This window comes from Calothrix sp. CCY 0018 (assembly GCF_963920925.1).
Classification (GTDB): Bacteria; Cyanobacteriota; Cyanobacteriia; order Cyanobacteriales; family Nostocaceae; genus Rivularia.
The window spans coordinates 155,678-177,148 of the sequence record NZ_CAWUDI010000006.1 but is presented as its reverse complement, the minus strand read 5'-3'; the positions used below and the strand labels follow the sequence as shown (position 1 = coordinate 177,148).

The window sequence follows — 21,471 nt, the reverse complement described above, 5'->3', positions numbered from 1 at the left end:
AGTTTTTTATAAAAACAACAGCAACTGGAAAATACAAATTACTGTCTTTTTGACTTTCCATTTGCTGCGTTTAAAATTTTAAATAATTCAATTCTGTTCCTATTGGGAAACAAACTATTATTTCCTTACTTACTCTGTACATAGCATAAGTTTTTCAGCAATCTTGCATTAGCAAAGAAGTAAGATTCTATCTGATTAATTTACGAATTACGATTAACAGCAGCTAAAATTCCTGCGCCGATAGCTAACAGCACTAATGCCCAAATTGCTTCTTGAGGAAATTGTAATACTCCAAACGCTTGTAATAAGAGAATTATAGCTAGAACTACTAATAAAGAGCCAGCCACATATAAAAAAGTGGTAATGGCAAGATTAGGACGACGACTCACAAGCAAAACTCCTCACTATCTACAGCAAATTGTAGTTTATATTGTTGCATAATTTTCAGTTTTAGCATTAATTAAACTATGCCCTCATGTTAATAGGACTTACGCAAAGCCCCCCTTAAAAAGGGGGGTAGGGGGGATCTTAGAGTTGGGAATGCCTACTTTTTCGTTGCGGTTGCGTAAGTCCTGGTTAATTTCGATTCGATAAGACTTAAATTAACAAAAAAGCTGACTAACAATCATTTTAAAAATGTCATAAAATTTATTCTTAGCTGCTTCAAACTCAATTACTTCGTAACTGGGAGGCTCTAATTTATCTAGCTGATTTTCTCGTAAATAAACATGATAGCGGACTTCAATTTGAAGACTTTCGACATTACTGCTTTCACCGTAGTGTCTTGTAATATATCCTCCAGTAAACTTTTTATTTCTAACCACTTGTAAACCTTGACTCGCAAAGCATTTGTCAGCAGTAGAAATTAACAACTCCGAACAGGTTTGATTATTTACATTTCCCAAACAAACATCATCATTTATTAACCCGCAGAAACTATGTAAATCTAAAAGATAAACGAGGCCAAACTCTTCTATTTTCTGTTGAAGAAGCGATTTCAATTGATTGTGGTAAGGAAGATAGTATTTTTCAATTCGTTCTTCGATATGTTCCTGGTTAGGTTTATTTTGATAGATAGTTTTATTAAAAGCTGTATTTTCTGGAATAACCGCAGACCAAAATGAGCCAAACAATGGTTCTTTTGCTTCACGGTTTAGATCGACAACATATCTATTATGAGTAGCTTGTAAAACCGTTATTCCTAAACTGGGTAGAAAATCATAAAGTTGATCGAGATGCCAATCACTATTAGGTAGAGATTTTAAATGCTCGGTTGTAAATTGAGCAGCAATCTCTTCAGGAACAAATAAGCCACTATGAGGTATATTTGCTACTATTGGTAATGGTTTAACTGTTGGTTGATTCTTATTGAATAATTGCATTAATAGGGAGTAGGGAATGGGGAGTAGGAAAAAAGCAAAAATCAAAGCTTCTCTTCTTGTAGGAGAGAGATCAAAACTATATTACACTTAACTCAAAACCCATATAATGGTGCGTTGCGCTTCGCAACAACACACCCTACCATTCACTGATAATTGATAATTGATTACTGATTACTGATTACTGGTAATATAACGGTGAAAGTGGAACCTACTTCAAACTCACTTTGTACGTCAATATCACCACCCATCATTTGGCAAAAATGACGGGTAATGGCTAATCCTAATCCGGTTCCACCATACTTTTTAGTAGTTGAAGCATCACCTTGTGTAAATGGTTTAAATAGCTGGTTTAGCTGAGATTCTGTCATGCCAATGCCGCTATCTTTGACGATAAAAGTAATTATTTCACTGGGTATATCGGCTACAGCATTTTCTCGTCTAATTTTCAGGGTTATCTTACCGTTTTTGGTAAATTTTGACGCATTGCTTAATAAATTTAATAGTACCTGTCGTACTCTTGTTTGATCTTGATACATGGTGCCTAGTTCTCCATCACCATCAATTTCTAAGGAGCTACCATTTTTTTCTATGGTTGGCTTGATGGTGGAAACAAGATTTTTTATCAATGGCAATACTTCAAAGGTTTCCGGGTAAAGAGTCATTTTCCCGGCTTCAATTTTGGATAAGTCGAGGATGTCGTTAATCAGTTCTAATAAATGTCTACCCGATGCATTAATTATTTCTAAGTCAGCAGTAAAATCTTCTTCTACACCTAAATCCGTAGCGTCTTCTTGTAAAAGTTGGCTTAAACCGATTATGGCGTTTAAAGGCGTGCGTAATTCATGGCTGACGTTTGCTAAGAATTGACTTTTTGCTTTGCTGGCTGCTTCTGCTAATTCTTTAGCTTGTTCTAATTGTTTAGTTCTTTTTGATACTCTTTCTATTAAATGATTTAGTGATTTTGCGAGTAAGCCGATTTCATCTTCGGTGGTAACTGGAGCGCGTAAATCGAAATTGGATTTGCGAGCGACTTGTTCGGCTACTTGAGTTACAACTATTACTGGTTCCGCTATGGCGCGGGAAGTTCGCCAAGCCACCACAACTGCGATCGCGACTGAAAGCAGCATACTGGCAATTACGATTGTTCTTTCAATTCCTTTGGAAAATTCTAAGTCTTTGGCTCTACGAGATTCTTGCCTTCGGGCATTTTGAAGAATATTATTTAATCGTCTACCTAGCTGCTCCAAACTAATAGCTGTTTGAGAACGGGTAAGTTCGAGTAATTGTTGCTGGGTATCAGAAAGTTGCTGTGGTTGGGATTTACCATTCGCTTGCTGCAAGATTGAATTTAGCTGTTGCGTGTAAGACTCTAAGCTATCTTGGTACTCTCGCACTAATACCTGAACAACTGGTTCTGCTGCTGCTAATCTTCCAGGTTTGTCGTTAATAAATTCTGCAATCTCAGCTTCGACATCTTCGACTTTACGGATGCTTTCATCAAATTCAACTTTTGCGGCAGAACGCTTTTGGGGTAGTTTTGCCACCGCAGCCAAACTATAGCTGTGCAGTTGTACTTCTACTAAAGCATCTTTGTAATCTGCCAGCATTTGCGTTTGATATTGGGCGTGCTTAAACTGACCGATTTCTCTGGCGCGATAGTAGTTGGCAATTACCAATCCAACCAGCGAACCAAAAAAACCAATTCCAATCGCCACAAAATATCCGTAGCCAATTTTTTGATGGATACGTTTAGAACTAGCTTTAAGTTTCCCACTTGAAGGAAATTCTAAAGTAGGCAGTTCATCATTTAAGGGCACATCTTCTGACACATCTTTACTTTCTGAACTGCTGTATAAAGCGGTTGGCTTTTGAGTTTGCATCCCTCAAATCTCTTTACCCGAGAGAACTCCTATAAGGCTTTGTCTATACGTTCTAAGTATAAAACACCAAGAACGAGAAGCCCGCCTTATTTTCTATAGAGAAATTTTTATTTACCGCCATATTTTATACATATTTTATACATAATTAATATCAGCGGTGAAATAAGATCGAGACAGTAATCAATTATAATTATTATTTTCTTTTATAACAGTTACAAAAGCCCAACTGCTAGGTACTTTGCACCACCTTTACGATATTTAGGTTATTTTGCAGTAAAAATTTAACAAATTTTCATTAAAATCGGTTGACAAATTAAATAAGTGAGGAGTAATAAACTTTAAATTTATTCCTCACTCACTGTTTTCTTACTACAAGACAGCTACCCATCCACTAAAAACGGGGCTACCTACTTTTTACGAAAGACTTAAAGCTTGAGTAGAGTTTGGTACTGCTACTCCATTTAAGTTACTTGTTTCTTGCTTCAACAATTGAGCTTTATCAGTACGCTCCCACGGTAAGTCTAAATCGGTACGTCCGAAATGACCGTAAGCCGCAACGTCCTGGTAAAAACGTCCGCCTCGTTCATTTGACAATTTGTGTAAGTTGAAGGCATGAATAATACCCGCTGGACGAAGTTCAAAGTGCTTTTGAACTAATTCCAACAAAGTTTGTTCGTCAACTTTACCCGTACCGAAAGTTTCGATCATGATACTCACTGGACGCGCAACACCAATGGCATAACTCAACTGAACTTCACATTTTTCTGCCAAACCAGCAGCAACAATGTTTTTAGCCACATAACGACAAGCATAAGCGGCGCTACGGTCTACTTTTGTGGGGTCTTTGCCAGAAAAAGCTCCGCCACCATGTCGGGAATAACCACCATAGGTATCGACAATAATTTTGCGTCCGGTAAGACCTGAGTCTCCTTGAGGTCCGCCGATTACAAATTTTCCGGTGGGGTTAACCAAAAAACGGGTTTTCTCGTCCGGCTTGATTTCAATGTCGCCGAATAAAGGTTCGACTACCGCAGACCACAAATCTTGCTTAATTTTTTCCCGTACTGCGGCTTCATCGCTGATATCGCCGATGGTGGGCGCGTGCTGGGTAGAAATTAAGATGGTGTCAATACCCACGGGTTTACCATCTTCGTAGGCAATACTTACCTGAGTCTTACCGTCGGGACGTAGATAAGCTAATTCACCTGTCTTGCGAACTGCTGCTAACCTGCGAGCAATACGGTGAGCAAGGCTGATGGGTAAAGGCATTAGTTCGGGAGTTTCGTCACAAGCGAAACCGAACATGATACCCTGATCGCCAGCACCAATTTTGTCGAATTGTTCTTCGCTGGACTCTTCGCGGTTTTCTTGAGCGGTGTTAACGCCTTGAGCGATATCCGCTGATTGTTCGTCTAAAGCAACTAAAATCGAACAGCTGTTGGAACAGAAGCCATTTACAGCGTCGGTGTAGCCAATCTCAGCTATTTTCTTTCTAGCGAGATTCATGTAGTTAACATTCGCTTTACTGGTTATTTCACCAGTAATTAGCACCAAGCCAGTATTGACCACAACTTCTGCTGCAACGCGGCTTGTGGGGTCTTGTTCGAGTAAAGCATCCAGAATAGTATCTGAAATCTGGTCGCAGATTTTATCTGGATGTCCCTCAGTTACAGACTCGGAGGTAAATAGATAGCGACGAGTCAAATTCAGTTCCTCCTAAAAGAGTATTTAGACTTAATTAATGCGAACATTTTATTAAGTCGCTTTTATCAGCAATCATACCAATTTTTTGGCAATTAATAATGAGTATTGCCTTATTTATCCGAAAATCAATAGTTATCTAAATGACTTGAAAAGAAATAGTTTTTCTGTTAGTTAGCTAATTTTTTGGAAACATTCGGTGTTATAAAATATTTACTTAACTTAATCTAACTTATTCTTAATCTGTATTTTTTTACTAAAAAAGGGACACCATATGGATGCCCCAACAAAAATAACAACTAGTTTTGAAAAATTTTATCAGCCAATTAAAACAATCTCTTAAACCTCAACAGCCATTTTCGCTTCTGTCTGTGTTAAGCGTTCGTAAGCAGCACGCATTTTCAAACCAGTTAATACTTGGAATAAACCCGTTCCATTATTAGAACCTGGATATTCGCGGTGCTGGAGTAACAAATGAGTCATCTCTCCCTGATACTTAGTAGATGTTTTACTCAAATGTGTCTCAATATAAATGACTTCATCGAGGTTATCAAATTGACCATCAACTTCTAATACAGAGACATAGCGACCGTAATATACATCGGAACCGTAGTACATCTGCATACCGGGGTAAGAACAAGTCAGCTTACGTCCGCAAGGAGTCCACTGAATTGTTGAACCTTCGTCAAACAGGTAAACGGGTTCAAAGCCTTCTTTATCTTCCCTTTGCAGCATACGTACCCGCAGTACTTTACGCTCTTTATCATCTTTAATCAGGTTGGTTGGTAATACCTGAAGAACCACATCAGCAAATTCTCTTTGCGGTTCAATATAGTTTTGGAAATCAGGTTTACGAGAATTAATTGCAGCCAAGACATCTTCGTAATCGTGACCTCTTTCTTCCATATCGCGCTGGATTTTCCAGGCAATCTTAACTTCATCGCTAATATCTAAATACACGCTGAAATCAAGCAAAGAACGCACTCGCTCATCATATAAAGGATGTAATCCTTCGATCACAATAATATGATTTGGCTGTATCCTCTCAGAAGGATCTAATTCGCCGGTTTCATGGTTGTAAATCGGTTTATCGATTGCTTGACCTTCTTTTAGAGCTTTCATTTGCTCGTACATCAAGTCAAAATTATTTGCTCTTGGATTTAGAGCCGTAATACCTGTTTTTTTACGCTGTTTGCGGTCTAAACTATGATAGTCATCTAAACAGATGACGGTCATAAATTCTTCGCCGAACAAATCAATTAAGCGACGCAAAAACGTAGATTTACCGCATCCGGAGTCTCCAGCAACTCCAATCATTACAATGCGATCCGGCATATTTGTCATAAATCCCCTCTAATTAATTTCTAAAGATGACTGAATCAATATTTTTTTTACACAGATTTATTACAAGTCAGGAGTCCCCATTACGGTTGCCCTGCGTTCTTGCTACACAACATCAATATACGACAATAAGGGGTAAGTAATGATTTTATTACTTGATCCCTGTTTCGTTAGTCATGATAAGTTGCTGTAAGTATTTAATCCTAGCTATATTTCGGATTGTAACAGAAGCGGCGTATCTTATACAAGCTCTGCACCCGAATAATCGCGATTACCAGGTTGCGCTCAAATTACGAATATTCATTTAATAATCAAAAAGCTATTGCACTAATCAATTTGTTACCTATCATCTCTAACGATAGGTAAGATAAGCAAAGATTATTACATTATATTGCATTATATATAACTGTATCATGTTTTGATCGTTCTATTGTTGCCAGTCGATGGCACAAATGCTTCTCCAATTCTGCGACTGCGGGTTATTTCCATAGTAGCAGAGCAAAAAATAGTGGATAGTAATTATACTATAAAATAACTAATAATTAATTAGATCGAAAGATGGAAAATATAAAATAGAAAAAATATGATTATTTTTGGCTTCTGCTTGTTTCTCTGAAACCTCTGCCAATAATCATCTCTGTGAAGGTTGACAGATGTTTCACATCACGCAAAACTGATTATAGTTGTTTATATAACTTATGGTTGTCGGTAACACATGAGTGCGTATTGATATTGCTACAGTGAAATCTCTAGCAGCAAATTTCTTATTTGTGAATGTCCTTACTCAATTAAGCTCAAGAGTCCTAATGTCACCCACAACTATAATAAGCAGCTAATAACATAAGTCAAATTAGTGGAAAAAGTCTTACACAAAAGGAATATAATATTCTTTTATCAATTATTAATATTGTTAATAGACTCGGCGCGTTGATAGTTTACCATTATCCCGGTAAGTTCAAGCTATCTTAAGGTTCGCCTAATGTCGAAATTGACAAAGAAAAAATTAAATTGATTCATTATTAACATTCTGCGAGCAACTTATCAATTACTTTAGAAGGTGAACAGGTGTGTCTTTAACTAACCCGCAGCCAACTAAGACGAGTGCAAGCAGTAAGACTAATGGCTATATTGACGGCCATTTCCCTGATGAATGTTGCGATTGGTATACCGAAATTCGGTAAACAAAGTCGCAGTGTATAAAAGGGAAAGATATTTTGTCCAAGGGTTAAGTAATCAATCGGAGTGGTAAAAAATATGTATTATCAAGGCGCTATTGAAAGTACTGCTAACTCGGAATCGGGTAGCCGCGTATTTCTATATGAAGTAGTGGGTTTACGTCAGAGCGAAGAGACTGATAAAACAAACTACCCAATTCGGAACAGTGGCAGTGTATTCATTAGAGTGCCTTATAACCGCATGAATCAAGAAATGCGGCGTATCTCTCGTCTAGGCGGCAAAATTGTCAGCATTCAATCTATGGACGCTTTGGAGCAAGCTAACGGTAAAGTTGCTTCAAACGGCAGTAGTGGTGCGAGCAATAAAGGGGGTGTTGAAGCCACATCAGAGTCTAGGAAGAAGGATAAAAAAGGCAACACCATGACTGAAGCGAAAGCCAAGAAGAAGGACGTTCCCGTTAATATTTACCGTCCTAAAGATCCATACGTAGGTAAATGTCTATCTAATGAAGAATTGGTTGGTGAAGGCGGAATTGGTACCGTGCGTCACCTCAAATTTGATATTTCCGGCGGAGACTTGCGTTATCTTGAAGGTCAAAGTATCGGTATTGTTCCACCGGGAGTAGACAAGAATGGTAAGCCTGAGAAACTCAGACTGTACTCCATCGCTTCAACTCAACATGGTGATGACGTAGATGATAAAACCGTATCATTATGCGTGCGCCAATTGGAGTACAAGCACCCCGAAACTGGCGAAACAGTCTACGGCGTTTGCTCAACTCATTTGACTAGTCTTGAAGTAGGAGCAGATGTTAATATTACTGGTCCGGTGGGTAAGGAAATGCTTTTACCCGATGACCCCGAAGCTAAGATCGTGATGATGGGAACCGGAACGGGTATTGCTCCTTTCCGTGCTTATTTATGGCGGATGTTCAAAGATAAAGAGAAGAAAGTAAATACAGATTATCAATTCAAGGGCTTTGCTTGGTTGATATTCGGTATTCCTACTACTCCCAACATTCTTTATAAAGAAGAACTCGAAGAAATACAGTCCAAGTATCCCGATAACTTCCGTTTAACTTACGCTATCAGCCGCGAACAGAAGAACAAAGACGGCGGTAGAATGTACATCCAGCACCGTTGCGAGGAGTACGCTGAGGAATTGTGGAAAATGGTTAAGGACGAAAACACTTACGTCTACATTTGCGGTTTGAAGGGTATGGAAGACGGTATTGATGCCGCACTTGCTGCTGCTGCTGCTAAAGAAGGTGTTGAGTGGAGCAATTACCAGAAGCAACTCAAAAAAGCACACCGCTGGAACGTAGAAACTTATTAAGAAAAGTTGTTGGTCGGAAAGTTAATTTAGTTTACTTTTGACTGCTGACTTTTGACAAAACATTTAGGTAGGGTATATATTGCCCTACCTATATTATTTAGGGAGTAGGGAGTTTGGATTTTAGATTTTAGATTTTAACAACGGATGCTTTTGTTTTAGATTGGGGATTTCGGATTATCCTCTTCTTGAAAGAGATAAAAAGAAATAAGATGCTTACAGGTTTTAGATTTTAAGTTTTTCTACTAAAATTAGAAAATTTATGAATTTTAGATTATCCCCTGCTTTCCTGCTTGAAGGTAGGGACTTGTTTTTATCTAAGATCCGTCTTAAACACTTTGACGAGAAGAATATCTCTTCGTCAAGTTTCCGCAAAATCTAAAATCTAAAATCTAAAATCTAAAATCCAAAATCCAAAATCCAAAATCCAAAATTAGGGGGTGCTATAATCGTGGCTTTTAAACTGGGAATCCTGGGATTAGGTACCGTCGGATGCGGTACGGTGAAGTTATTATTAGATAGCGACGATCGCCATCCTTTATTAGAAGAAATTGAAATATATCGCGTCGGAGTGCGATCGCTTGACAAGCCACGTGAAGTAGAATTGCCCAAAGGAATTATCACTACAGATTTAGAGGCAATTGTCACCGACCCCGATATAGATATTGTTGTAGAAGTCATGGGTGGATTAGAGCCAGCCAGAGAGTTGATGCTCAAAGCCATACGTAACGGTAAGCACGTTGTCACTGCAAATAAAGCTGCTATTTCCCGGTTTGGAGAAGAACTATATACGGCCGCCAATCAAGCCGGAGTATATGTAATGGTTGAAGCTTCAGTAGGTGGTGGAATTCCGGTCATTCAACCGTTAAAGCAATCTTTGAGCGTTAATAAAATTCAAGCCGTTACGGGGATTATCAACGGTACTACCAACTACATCTTGACGCGGATGCAGAACGAAGGTAGTAGTTTCGATGATGTATTAGCCGATGCACAGCAATTAGGTTATGCAGAGGCAGATCCTACAGCCGACGTAGAAGGTTTAGACGCTGCCGATAAAATTGCTATTTTGGCTTCTTGTGCCTTTGATGGAGGCATTAATAGAGAAGATGTGTATTGCGAAGGGATTCGCCAAATTAGTAAAACCGATATTGAATATGCCCGAAAGCTGGGATTTGTAATTAAGTTACTGGCGATCGCCAAAAAAGTTAATCAATCATCGCTTTCAGTAAGAGTGCATCCAACTTTAGTACCTTCGGCACATCCTTTAGCAAGTATTAACGGCGTAAATAACGCAATTTTTGTAGAAGGCGAACCCATCGGACAAGTGATGTTTTTTGGTCCCGGTGCAGGTGCGGGTGCTACAGCTTCCGCCGTATCATCAGATATTTTAAATCTTGTATCTCAACTTATAAGTTTACCTGAAGCCAGCAAGCAAGATTCAAGAAATAAATCAAAATATAAAATTTCTAAATTAGACCCATTATTAGCTAGTTTTCATCAAGAAAATTGTCAATTAGCTGCTTCTGAAGAACTTGTCACAAGATTTTATGCACGTTTCCTAACAAAAGACCAACCAGGAGTAATCGGGAAACTAGGTACTTGCTTCGGTAAAAGTGGAGTCAGCTTAGAATCAATCGTGCAAACAGGTTTTCAAGAAAAGCTAGCAGAAATAGTAGTCGTTACCCACGACGTTACCGAAGGTAATTTTCACAAAGCTTTAGACGAAATTCGCAACCTAGAAGCGATTGATAGCATTCCTAGTTTATTACGAGTGCTTTGATACAGTTGGGAATTGGGGATGGGGGATGGGGCATGGGGAATTGGTAATAGGTAGGTAGTTGGTAATTGCTAATTGGTAATTGGATTTTTCTCCCCATCTCCCCATCTCCCCATCTCCCAATGCCCAATGCCCAATACCCAATACCCAATTCTCAATTCTCAATTCTCAATTCTCAATGTCGAATTAACAAAAAATCTTGAAAAAAGTACTGTAAGGGGATAGTCTATGGCTTAATTCTGTTAGATGCTAATTCTAATACCAACAAGTTAATTATTACCATGACTAACCAACCACCTCCCAATCCGGGTTCGTCTTCAGACTCGGAACTGGGGTTTGATGATTTTATCGGTATACTAGTTGCTTTTTTAACTATCGGTACGGTTCTTTTTTGGTCGCTTTCTCGAAAGGAGACTAACTGGAATTTTGCTAATTTGTCTTCAAATGCTCCCGTCGGTAGCAATGTACCACTAAGATCCGATGACGATAATAATTTGAATGATTTGACGGCTTTGTTGGTTCCTTCCCCAGAGCCTAATAATAATCTGAAGTATCGTCAACCAGTCACTGAGGCTGAACCAAGACGAAGAAATCCAGTTTTATTAGAGAGGAGAACGGATAACGCGGTAATTCCGCCATTCTTGGTACCACCTGTAAGAAGAGTACCACCAGATTATGACAGAGTAACTGGGAATAATACTAATAACGCGGGGCTAAATGTAGGTGAGGATAAGCTTAAGCCGATCGAGGCACCAGTAGTAGTTGAGAAGCCTACGCCAACACAGGCTGCAACACCAACACAAACACCTACCCCACAAGCTAAAGCGACAAAACCACCGACAATTCCACCAGCGAAAGATTTTGATGATGTACCTGCTGGTTATTGGGCTAAGCCTTTTATAGACACACTTTCATCCCGCCAAATTATAGCAGGCAAGGACAAAAATACCTTTGAACCACAACAACCTGTAACTCGTGCCGAATTTGCTGCCATAATCGACCAAGCATTCAAAACTGACCTTACCAATAGCAATAGAAGCTTTGCGGATGTACCTGCTGATTTTTGGGCACAAAACCAAATTAAGAACGCTGTTGATAAAAAGTTCATGAAAGGCTACAACGCAAATACGTTTAGACCTAATCAAAGGATTCCGCGAGTAGAAGTTATAGCAGCCTTAGTTAGCGGACTTAATAAGACTTTAAAAACTCCTGAATCCCAGGATCAAGCTTTGAGTGTCTATAAAGATGCCGACCAAATCCCTGAATGGGCGAGAGAACAAGTAGCAATTGCTACAGCTAACGGTCTAATTGTAAATCATCCAGATCGTAATTTTTTCCGACCCAAGGAAGATGCTACACGTGCAGAGGTAACGACAATGATTTACCAAGCTTTAGTGAAAATGGATAAAGTCGAACCGATCAAATCGCAATATGTGATCAATCAGTAGTCGTTTGTTCTATTGATGATGAGCCGCATCTGCGGCCTCATGATTCGTTTTGCCCGAAACTACTGTGTAGTCTTTTTCATTAGTTTTTATAGGCTCGTAGTAGCGCTTCAGCGCATCCGGATTCCGCCCGGCGCTGAAGCGCTACTACGAACCTTTTCAAAAGTACTAGCAATCAAACAAAATGCAGACCTTTTGGTCTGCACTACAAAATTACCTACATGAAAAATGCTCCCTACCGTATCAGCCGTGTGTCAAATGGCTAATTACTGAGTTTTAAGCATCTTTGCCAACTACTTGTGTTTTGAGGGTTGTGATTTCACTAGTCAACTCATTACGAGTAGAAGCTTTGAGTAAGTAGCGGTAGATAAACCAGGCAGAATAGCCAATACCAATCAATTCAAAGGTAGGTGCTACTAAAGGAATATCATTTAATGCATCCAAAATAGATAGCACGACTTTGACTGCGACTATGGCAGCTATACCTATACCGATATAAACTAAAGGCTGCTTATACTGATTAAAGTAGGTTCCAGCATTATCGGTGAGTTGTTTTAAGAAGCTAGAAAGTTGCTCTCCGTATTTGAGCCATTGCTCTTGAGATTGCGTGGAAGGCTGAATTTTGGTTATAGTTCCAGTAGGATTGTTCATTTCTGGCACTTGTGTTTCTGAGGTTTTAGTTTCCACGGTTTCCGGTTCCTGCATTGGGGCTTCCATAATGGTAGTACTTGTTTTAATTGTTCTGGAGACAGTTACAACTGTTATGTTGTTTGGGTAGGCATTACCGCTTTTTTAGGCAAAGCTAGTTTGTTGCTTTTCCCGATTGTTCTTTAACCGCGACTTCATCAACTGCTAGATGTTGAAATTTTGAAGACAGGGGTTATCAGTCAGAAGCGAGCAGAACATAATGTTTCGAGAACCTTTGACTTCCTAGTTGAAGGAACTAGAATCCCAAAAACTGTAATTGTATCCTGCGCTTACAAGTTGCTAATAATAATAGCCATTTAAGTACGGATTATGCAAAAATCTGTTAAGTTTTTAGTTTTTATTTGAATCGGATGGGCAATAATGCCTTTACCAGAAGAAGCATTTTTATGATTTAGTTTTTATCGCTTCGGGATGGCGGGAGCTAGCCTCACCTCTTATAGCATTTAATAATGAGCAAAAAATCTTCACAAAAGCGATTATTAATTTGTACTTTTCTAGCATTGGCATCAGGCTTTTTTGGCGGTTATATCGGCGGACAAATTAGCGTACAAGCCCACAGCCAAAACTGTCAGAATCAACGCTGGGACTTATTTAAAGCAGGTTGTAAAATTGCGATCGCGCCGGGTGCTATGTGGCAAGGTAGCACTACAGGAATCTGGACTGGAAGCGTGTTAGGTGCCTTTTTTGGTGGTTTAGTAACGCGGAAGGAGTGAGCAGTTAGGAGTTAGGAGTTAGGAGTTAGAAATTATCTACCCCCCCTTCCCCCTCTTCCCCCTCTTCCCCCTCTTCCCCCTCTCTCTTTGTCTTATTAATTAAACCGATGAGAGGTTTGTAGACTATTCCAGTTTTTCCAGGAATTGCTATTGGTGTCAAAACATCGCCACGAACCGTTTTTTGATTCTTGATAACAGAATAAAGTGCGTTCGCTAGCGTAAAGGTCGTCGGTTAAATAATATACTATATCTCGAAAAGGATAAGTTTTGCGACTTAATCGTTTTGCTACAGCTTGATTGGGACATTCGACAATAAACACTGGCTCGGAATCTATATATCCTAAAGAGAAGATACACATTCGTAAGATAGCTCGCAGCCAGCTTTCGGAGTTATCAAAGCATTTATCAACAATTGTATTGCTTAAAGCTCTTTCTAATTTACGGTTTTGTTTGTTATCGGGAATACGATGCTCTGACATAGCTCCACCATATTGCTACAGCATTATTTTGAGATTAAACTATAAGCCTTATAACTGACAAGCGCATACGCGAAATTACTGCATCTAAATGTTCAATTAGAAAATTGGGAATTGGGAGTAGAGAAGAGTGATGATAATTGATAACTGATAATTGACAACTGTTAACTGGTAAAATTCAGTCACGTTAATAAAAATAATTTGCCATGACTGCTGAAGCCGATCAAATGAATGCGTCTACTAAGGGTGCTGATGCTGTTGACGAAGCTATTGCTAAAGGTATTGATTTGGATGGTTCTGCTATTGAACCAGAAAAACTGGATTTATACAACAAAGTTATGGCTTTGGAGGGGAATAGGCAGCGTAGTGGTGTCAAGAATACTATGCGATCGCGCATTGTTAGAATTGGGGCTAAACACCTAACCCAAGATGAACTGAATAAAATGCTTGAAGAAGCTGATTTTGTGCCTTTGAAGGAAAAGGAAATCGCTTTTTATTATGGTGGGAAGTAAGATACAGCAGATTTTCGGCAAGATGAAGTTAATTCGGACGGGCAGGGATGCCCGTACCACAAGAGTTTTAGGATTGTAGGGAAGGCAGTTTGCTGTGTGGATGAACACAACCGCAAAACTGCCGTTGTGTTGTTGCAAAGCGCAACGCACCATGATGATTAAATACTAGAAACTTTTGGCTATATAAATATTTCGGTGCGTTAGGCTGAAGCCATAACGCACCTTACTAACTTTGAATATTTTTTGCAATAAGAGATTAAATTATTTAACGTTCATAGTTAATAAACCCGGCTTTTCCAAAAAAGCAGGTTTTTCAATACTTAAAAAAAATAACTGCTTTTGCGTAAAAGTTGGAGGTAGAGGAAGATACCAGAATATACCTTACAAAACGCATTGATGAACAGTGATTCTCAGCAGAGGGATAATGCTCTCAATCAACAATTAATTGTGTTACTCGAGGAGATTAAGCAATATTCTCAGGCGGATGATAGTGCGATCGTTCGAGTTAAGCGACGGATAGCTTTGAATAACTTTGTCAACGCTATTGTAAATTCTAGACGATTAAACAAACAAACTCAGTGGTTGGGATTAGCTAATTATGAAGATTATCATAATGAAGCATTACAGCTAACTTTTATGGAAATATGCAGCAAAATTGATGAATATAATCCGCAATATCCGGTAATGGCTTGGGTGAATAAAATTTTTCGCTGGCGATTTATTGATGTTGTTAATAAAGAACAAAAAAAAGGACTTACTAAGGTTCCGAAAGGAGAAAAAATATCACCAGTTTTATCTTTGGATGATATCAATAAAGAAATACATCAGTCAAACCAATTATCTCAAGCAGAAGTTATTAAAGAAGTTATCAATAAAGATCCAGGAAAATATTTAATTAGCGAACAGTTAAGAGGACATCCTGAAGCTAATTTAAAAGTGATTTTACTTTTTCTGTTGTCAGGAAAGAAATGGAAAGACATTTCTCAAGAGTTAGATATTCCTTTGTCAACGCTTTCTAGTTTTTATCAACGCCGAATGCATAAAATAATCGACTATCTAAAGAAGTATATATAGAAGTAAAATTAACAGCTCGCCACCAAAATAATTTTGTTATGAACAGTACCACCCAAAAACTCAGCTTTACCGTTCCGTTGTCTTTTGAAGCTCATTCAATTGCTCAAGAATTAGTATCGGAAATTTATAATCAAGAAAAGCGTCAGCAGGTTTATCTAAATAGTTTAACCGTTTATGCAGTTAATAATTATTTGCGCTGCATGGGGTTTGAGACTGATTACTCGGAAGGTGACAGTCGCAATTTTTTGGCTGTTGAATTAATGAATGTTGCTGACTTAATAGTTAAAGATATTGGTAAATTAGAATGTCTTCCGGTTTTAGCTGAAGCCGAAGTTGTGGAAATTTCCCCGGAGGTTTGGGAAGATAGAATTGGTTATGTTTTTGTAGAGTTAAGTGATTCTCTTAAGTCAGCAAAAATATTAGGCTTTACCCCTGAAGCTGCGGATAAAATTTATTTAAGTAAGTTAGAGTCTTTGTCAGATTTTCTAGTTTATTTAACTGAATTGGAAGTAGTAGAATCTGTACAAGCTGAAACAACCTCTAATATTATTAATTTTAGAAAATGGCTAGATGGAGTTGTTGATGCTAGTTGGCAAAAACTTGATGAGTTATTAAAACCTCAACAGTTGGGGTTAGCTTTTAAAAATGAAGTGAGTATAACCAGAGGACAAAAAATTGATTTGGGGATGCATTTGGATAAAATATCAGTTGCTTTGGTAATGAAAGTGATGTCGGAAAGCGAAAGTGAAGGGGTAGATATTTTAACTCAGCTTTATCCTGTGGGAGAAATGGCTTTACCAGAAGGAATTAAATTAATTATTAGGGATGAAACTGGAGAAGCTTTAGAAGTTGTTTCAAGAGAAGAGGATAATTGGATTCAATCTGAATTTAGTGCTGAGTCTGGGGAAAAATTTAATATTACGGTTGCTTATGGTGATTCGGAGGTGATGAAGCAATTTGAAGTGTGATATCAATTTTAGATTTTAGAATGTATTTTTAATAAATTGTTAATCTGAAATCCTTTTTTTATATTAGTTTTTTTGTATAACGATTTAATTGTTTCTTATTCCCAATTTCTCTATACAAGTACGCCAAAGCCAGATAAATTTACGTAAAAATACGAAAATTTTGCGTAAAATACTGCCAAAACTACCGATAACCTAATATAGCTTCCGGTATCGTTGCGGTAACACATATGAAAAAATTAGTTGTACTCAAACTGGATGGTAATTTTGATCGAGGTTTTAGCGTTAGTTTGGAAATTGGTGATGATGGTAAGCGTGGGGATGTTGAGTTAAGTGACAATCAATTAAGATTACCTCCTATTCCCCATCTACCAGATATTTATCAAGAGTGGTGCAGAAGCTATCGCGGTTTAGATGGATATCGAATTAAAATAAAAAAAGATCGAATATCAAATGTTAAATTTACATCTTTAAAGGAAGATTGTAGAAAAAAAGCCGATAATATTAAGCTGAATTTTACTAATTGGTTAAAAGCTGACTCGTTTCGCAGAATTAAGGAAGAATGTTTAATAAATTTATCTCCTGATGATGAAATTCGGTTTATCATTCGCACTACTGAATTTCAATTAAGAAAACTTCCTTGGCATCTATGGGATTTATTTGATAGTTATCCTGATGCTGAGATAGCTTTGAGTTGTTTTTCTGCTCGTCGTTTTACTAGAAGTTATCGCAATCAAGTAAGAATTTTAATTGTTTTAGGCAATAGCGAAGGTATCAATGTTGCTGAAGATAATAAACTTTTAAAAGAATATTGTCGGGATGCGGAGTTAGTTGTTTTAAATGAACCTTCGGTATTAGAGTTAAACGAACATCTTTGGGATGAAAAAGGATGGGATATTTTATTCTTTTCTGGGCATAGTCGAACTGAATCGGCGCAGGGAAGGATTTATCTAAATAGACTTGATAGTTTAACAATCGAAGAATTGAAGGAAAGTTTAAAAAGGGCGGTTAGGAGCGGGTTGCAGTTAGCTTTTTTCAATTCTTGCGATGGTTTAGGAATTGCTGCCGAGTTGGAAAGTTTGCATATTCCGCAAGTCATTGTGATGCGCGAACCCGTTCCGGATAAGGTAGCAAACCATTTTTTAAAATACTTTTTTCAGGAATTTACCAAAGGAAAATCTCTTTATAAGTCCGTTAATATCGCTCGCAGAAAATTACAGGGATTAGAGAATAACTATCCCTGTGCGAGTTGGTTGCCGGTAATTGTGCAGAATTTATTAGAAATACCTCCTACTTGGCAAAATTTGGGTGCAATTAACAACAGCCCGTATTTGGGTTTGGCTGCTTTCAAGGAAGAGGATGCAGCTAATTTTTTTGGTAGAGAATTTGTCACAAGACAGTTGGTTTCGACGGTGAATAAAAAGCCCTTTGTTGCTGTGGTGGGTGCTTCGGGAAGTGGGAAGTCAAGCGTGGTTTTTGCGGGTTTAATTCCGCAGTTGAAGCAGGATAAGAAGCGCGATTGGTTGATTGTTAATTTTCGTCCCGGTAATAATCCTTTTGAATCTTTGGCGATTGGTTTATTACAAGGATTGCCGCATTTTGGAATTGAAAAAAACCTAACCCCCCAGCCCCCTTTCCTACGAGGAAAGGGGGAGGATTTGAATTCAAAACGTTTGACTGAGTTGGAATTAGAAGTTGAGTTAAGAAACGGTAATAAGAGCTTAGAAAATTTCGTTGAACCGTTTATTATTAATAATCAAAACTCTCATTTAGCAATAATTGTAGACCAATTTGAAGAACTTTTTACTTTATGTTTCGATACAGATTCTCGACATCTTTTTATTGATAATTTACTTAATTTAATTAAAGTTCCTGGCTGTACTGTAATTATTACTTTACGAGCAGATTTTTACGCGGAAGCTTTGTCATATCGTGCTTTGGCTGATGCTTTGCAGGATGCTCAAATAAATTTAGCTGCGATGGATGAGGAGGAATTACGAGCAGCGATTGAAAAACCAGCGGGTAATTATAATGTCAGCTTGGAAGAGGGTTTAAGTCAACGGTTGATTGATGCGGTGTTGGAATCTCCGAGTAATTTACCTTTATTGGAATTTACTTTAACTCAGTTATGGGAAAAACAGCGAGATGGTTGGTTAACTCATCAAGCTTATGAAGAAATTGGTGGTGTGGAAACCGCTTTGGCTAATCATGCGGAAGCAATTTACGCTCAATTAAGTTTAGTACATAAGCAAAGGGTGCAGCAGATATTTATTCAATTAGTGCAGCCTTCGGAAACAAGTGCAGATATTCGTCGTTTGGCTATTCGGGAAGAGGTGAGAGATTGGGATTTGGTAACTCGCTTAGCTGATGGGCGTTTGGTGGTAACGAATCGCAATCAAGTTACTGGGGTAGAAACGGTTGAAATTATTCACGAAGCATTGATAAAAAATTGGCGACGATTGCAAAAGTGGATGAGAGAAGATGGGGAATTTCGGTATTGGCAAGAGCAATTGCGGGTTTTTATTAGACAGTGGGAAAATAGCGATCGCGATGATGGAGCTTTGTTGCGTGGTAAGCCGTTAATTGATGCAAAAGTTTGGTTATTACAACGTAAAAATCAAATTAGTTCGGTTGAACAAGATTTTATTAATTTAAGTTTAGATTTACGCCATAGGGAAGCCCGAATAAAGAAGGTAGCGAGAAGACGAGTTATTGTTTGGTTAGTTGGTGGTTTAATTGCTGCTTTAATATTAGCTGGGATTGCGGAATTCCAATCGCAGCGTGCGGAAAATCAACGTCAAAAAAGTGAAATTAATCAAATAAAATCTTTGAGTTTGACTGCAAAAACTTTGTTAAATTCAGGGAATCAAGTTGAAGCGTTGAATTCTACTTTGGAAGCGAATAATAAACTGATTGAATTGAGAGATCATTTAGATGCAGAAACTAAGACAGAATTGTTTAGTTCTTTACTAGAAAATATTAATCCAATTCGTGAATATAATCGTTTATCCGATCATGATGCTTCGGTGATGAGCGTTGCTTTTAATGATGATGGAAGGCTTTTGGCTTCTGGAAGTCAAGATAATACTATTAAGATTTGGCGACAGGATAGATCCCCCCAACCCCCCTTGGGAAAGGGGGCTAATTATTCAAAACCCCCCTTAAGAAGCAGAGTTAATTTTTTAAAACCCCCCTTGAAAAGGGGGGCTAGGGGGGATCTCAATGTGGGTAAATACGAAAATACGCAATTAATCCAAACTTTATCGGCACATAAACAAGGTGTTTTTAGCGTTATATTTAGTCCCGATAATCAATTTCTCATCGCTGGAAGTTTTGATAATACAGTTAGTTTGTGGCGATATAATTCTACCACGGGTTTATTTACAAATCGTCCTGTTGTAACCATATCAGAAGCAGAATCATTGTGGGCGATCGCCTTGAATCCAAATAACAATATTATCGCGACTGCAACCGAAAATGGTAAAGTCAAATTTTGGACAATTAACGGTAAATTAATCAAAACTATTTCCGCTCATAATCAAAAAATTTGGGGTTTAAATTTTAGTCCAGATGGTAAATATTTTGCTACTGCCAGCGCGGACAATACTATTAAGATATGGGATAGTGAGGGAAGGTTTTTAAAAACTTTAACAGGTCATCAAGATGAGGTTTTAAGCGTAAATTTTAGTCCCGATAGCAAACAAATTGTTTCTGGAAGTAAAGACGAAACAGTTAAACTTTGGGATTTAACAGGTAAATTATTGCATACATTTACAGGTCATAAATATGAAGTTTTAGACGTGCGTTTTAGTCCAGATAGTAAATTGATTGCTTCAGCGAGTGCCGATGATACGCTTATTTGGAATGTCGCATCAAAAAAGCAATACCAACATATAGGATATGGTAGCAGAGCAATTGAAGTTAAATTTAGTCCCGACGGTAAAACTTTGGCAGTTGCAAGTGCAGATAATACCGTCAAACTAAGTTATCTCAAGGGCATTTTACCAACATTTATGGGTAGTAGCGTGAGTATTAGTCCCGATGGTAAAACTGTTGCTGTAGCTAATGGTAATACAGTTACTTTGCAACGACGTGACGGAAGTTTGATTCGTAGTTTTGATGCAGAAACAGAAGAAATTATCAAAGTAATATTTAGTCCCACGGGAAGATATTTCGCCACGATTGATAGCGATAATCAAATCAAAGTTTGGAATCTTCAAGGTAAGCTTTTACGAAATTGGCGGGGACATAATGTAAATAAAAATGATATTACCCTTGATGCAATTCAAGATATTACTATTAGCCCAAATGGTAAAATAATTGCCACAATTAGCAGAATTGATAAACAAGTTAAGCTGTGGAATTTGTCAGGAAAATTAATTAGAAGCTGGCAGTTAAATGATAATTTAGTTACGAGTATTAAATTTAGTCCAGATGGAGAAACTTTAGCAATTGCTGGGGATAAAACGGTAAAAATTTGGAATCGTAAAGGGAACTTATTACGTACAATTACGGGTCATAAAGAGAATATTGCAGCTTTGAGTTTTAATTCTGATGGAACAATTATTGGCACTGCGAGTAACGATAAAACGGTTAAACTTTGGCAGAGCGATACGGGTAAGCTGTTGCAAACTTTAACTCATCAAGACAATGTTTATGCCGTTGCTTTTAGTGCTGATGATTCCTTTGTGATTACTGGAAGTCAGGATAAAACATTGAATTTATGGAGCTTGGATGGAAAGTTATTTAATACCACCAAAGGACATCAGGGAGCAATTAAGGAAGTTGAATTTAGTCGAGATAATAATATTTTTGCTTCGGTAGATATGGAAGATAACGTGATTTTGTGGAATTTAGATATTGATGATTTACAACAGCGCGGTTGCGATTGGTTGCGGGATTATTTGATGACGAATCTTGATTTGGATGACAGTCAACCTGGGGTTTGTGATTAGATTTTGACCTAACCCCCTAACCCCCTTCCCTGCG

At 38.0% G+C, this 21,471-nt stretch carries 15 protein-coding genes; 8 read left to right on the top strand and 7 right to left on the bottom strand.

Features of this window, described 5'->3' with window-relative positions; translation table 11 throughout:
• Nucleotides 1-200: 200 nt before the first annotated feature.
• From ACM03V_RS06555 to ACM03V_RS06535, 5 genes are all read right to left on the bottom strand, one after another.
• On the bottom strand, nt 201-389 hold the full coding sequence (locus ACM03V_RS06555) for a hypothetical protein (protein ID WP_414619955.1): 189 nt from the start codon (nt 387-389) through the stop codon (nt 201-203).
• Between the two features lie 213 nt (nt 390-602).
• Complete coding sequence (locus ACM03V_RS06550) at nt 603-1,382, bottom strand: N-formylglutamate amidohydrolase (RefSeq protein ID WP_414619954.1); 780 nt, start codon at nt 1,380-1,382, stop codon at nt 603-605.
• 164 nt (nt 1,383-1,546) lie between these two features.
• Nucleotides 1,547-3,262, bottom strand: coding sequence for an ATP-binding protein (locus ACM03V_RS06545; RefSeq protein WP_414619953.1), 1,716 nt, complete (start codon nt 3,260-3,262; stop codon nt 1,547-1,549).
• 414 nt (nt 3,263-3,676) lie between these two features.
• Entirely contained in the window at nt 3,677-4,966 is a 1,290-nt protein-coding gene (metK, locus tag ACM03V_RS06540; RefSeq protein ID WP_414619952.1) for a methionine adenosyltransferase, read from the bottom strand.
• 336 nt (nt 4,967-5,302) lie between these two features.
• Complete coding sequence (locus ACM03V_RS06535; protein ID WP_414619951.1) at nt 5,303-6,307, bottom strand: phosphoribulokinase; 1,005 nt, start codon at nt 6,305-6,307, stop codon at nt 5,303-5,305.
• 1,251 nt (nt 6,308-7,558) lie between these two features.
• On the opposite strand from ACM03V_RS06535, the gene petH reads away from it, so the two are divergent.
• The 3 genes from petH to ACM03V_RS06520 all read left to right on the top strand — a co-directional run bounded on the left by petH (nt 7,559) and on the right by ACM03V_RS06520 (nt 12,037).
• Nucleotides 7,559-8,815, top strand: coding sequence for a ferredoxin--NADP reductase (petH, locus tag ACM03V_RS06530; RefSeq protein WP_414619950.1), 1,257 nt, complete (start codon nt 7,559-7,561; stop codon nt 8,813-8,815).
• Nucleotides 8,816-9,263: 448 nt separating this feature from the next.
• Nucleotides 9,264-10,592: a homoserine dehydrogenase gene (locus tag ACM03V_RS06525; RefSeq protein ID WP_414619949.1), complete on the top strand. Its 1,329-nt coding sequence runs from the start codon at nt 9,264-9,266 to the stop codon at nt 10,590-10,592.
• A gap of 278 nt (nt 10,593-10,870) precedes the next feature.
• Nucleotides 10,871-12,037, top strand: coding sequence for an S-layer homology domain-containing protein (locus tag ACM03V_RS06520; RefSeq protein ID WP_414619948.1), 1,167 nt, complete (start codon nt 10,871-10,873; stop codon nt 12,035-12,037).
• A gap of 273 nt (nt 12,038-12,310) precedes the next feature.
• Here the strand turns inward: ACM03V_RS06520 and ACM03V_RS06515 are convergent, their stop codons facing one another.
• On the bottom strand, nt 12,311-12,751 hold the full coding sequence (locus tag ACM03V_RS06515) for a CAAD domain-containing protein (RefSeq protein WP_414619947.1): 441 nt from the start codon (nt 12,749-12,751) through the stop codon (nt 12,311-12,313).
• A gap of 440 nt (nt 12,752-13,191) precedes the next feature.
• Here ACM03V_RS06515 and ACM03V_RS06510 point away from each other — a divergent pair, with 440 nt between their 5' ends.
• Nucleotides 13,192-13,455: a hypothetical protein gene (locus tag ACM03V_RS06510; RefSeq protein ID WP_414619946.1), complete on the top strand. Its 264-nt coding sequence runs from the start codon at nt 13,192-13,194 to the stop codon at nt 13,453-13,455.
• Between the two features lie 95 nt (nt 13,456-13,550).
• Here the strand turns inward: ACM03V_RS06510 and ACM03V_RS06505 are convergent, their stop codons facing one another.
• The gene (locus tag ACM03V_RS06505) at nt 13,551-13,934 is read right to left on the bottom strand and encodes a hypothetical protein (protein ID WP_414619945.1); all 384 of its coding nucleotides are present in this window, start codon (nt 13,932-13,934) and stop codon (nt 13,551-13,553) included.
• Between the two features lie 203 nt (nt 13,935-14,137).
• Between ACM03V_RS06505 and ACM03V_RS06500 the strand changes: the two genes are divergently transcribed.
• From ACM03V_RS06500 to ACM03V_RS06485, 4 genes are all read left to right on the top strand, one after another.
• Nucleotides 14,138-14,443 carry a DUF4090 family protein gene (locus ACM03V_RS06500; RefSeq protein ID WP_414619944.1) on the top strand — a complete coding sequence of 102 codons (306 nt, stop codon included), beginning with the start codon at nt 14,138-14,140 and terminating at the stop codon, nt 14,441-14,443.
• A 396-nt stretch (nt 14,444-14,839) separates the two neighbouring features.
• A complete protein-coding gene (locus tag ACM03V_RS06495; RefSeq protein WP_414619943.1) occupies nt 14,840-15,517 on the top strand; it encodes a sigma-70 family RNA polymerase sigma factor in 678 nt (225 codons plus the stop codon).
• 38 nt (nt 15,518-15,555) lie between these two features.
• The gene (locus ACM03V_RS06490; RefSeq protein ID WP_414619942.1) at nt 15,556-16,485 is read left to right on the top strand and encodes a DUF1822 family protein; all 930 of its coding nucleotides are present in this window, start codon (nt 15,556-15,558) and stop codon (nt 16,483-16,485) included.
• A gap of 227 nt (nt 16,486-16,712) precedes the next feature.
• The gene (locus ACM03V_RS06485) at nt 16,713-21,437 is read left to right on the top strand and encodes an eIF2A-related protein (protein ID WP_414619941.1); all 4,725 of its coding nucleotides are present in this window, start codon (nt 16,713-16,715) and stop codon (nt 21,435-21,437) included.
• Nucleotides 21,438-21,471 lie beyond the last annotated feature (34 nt).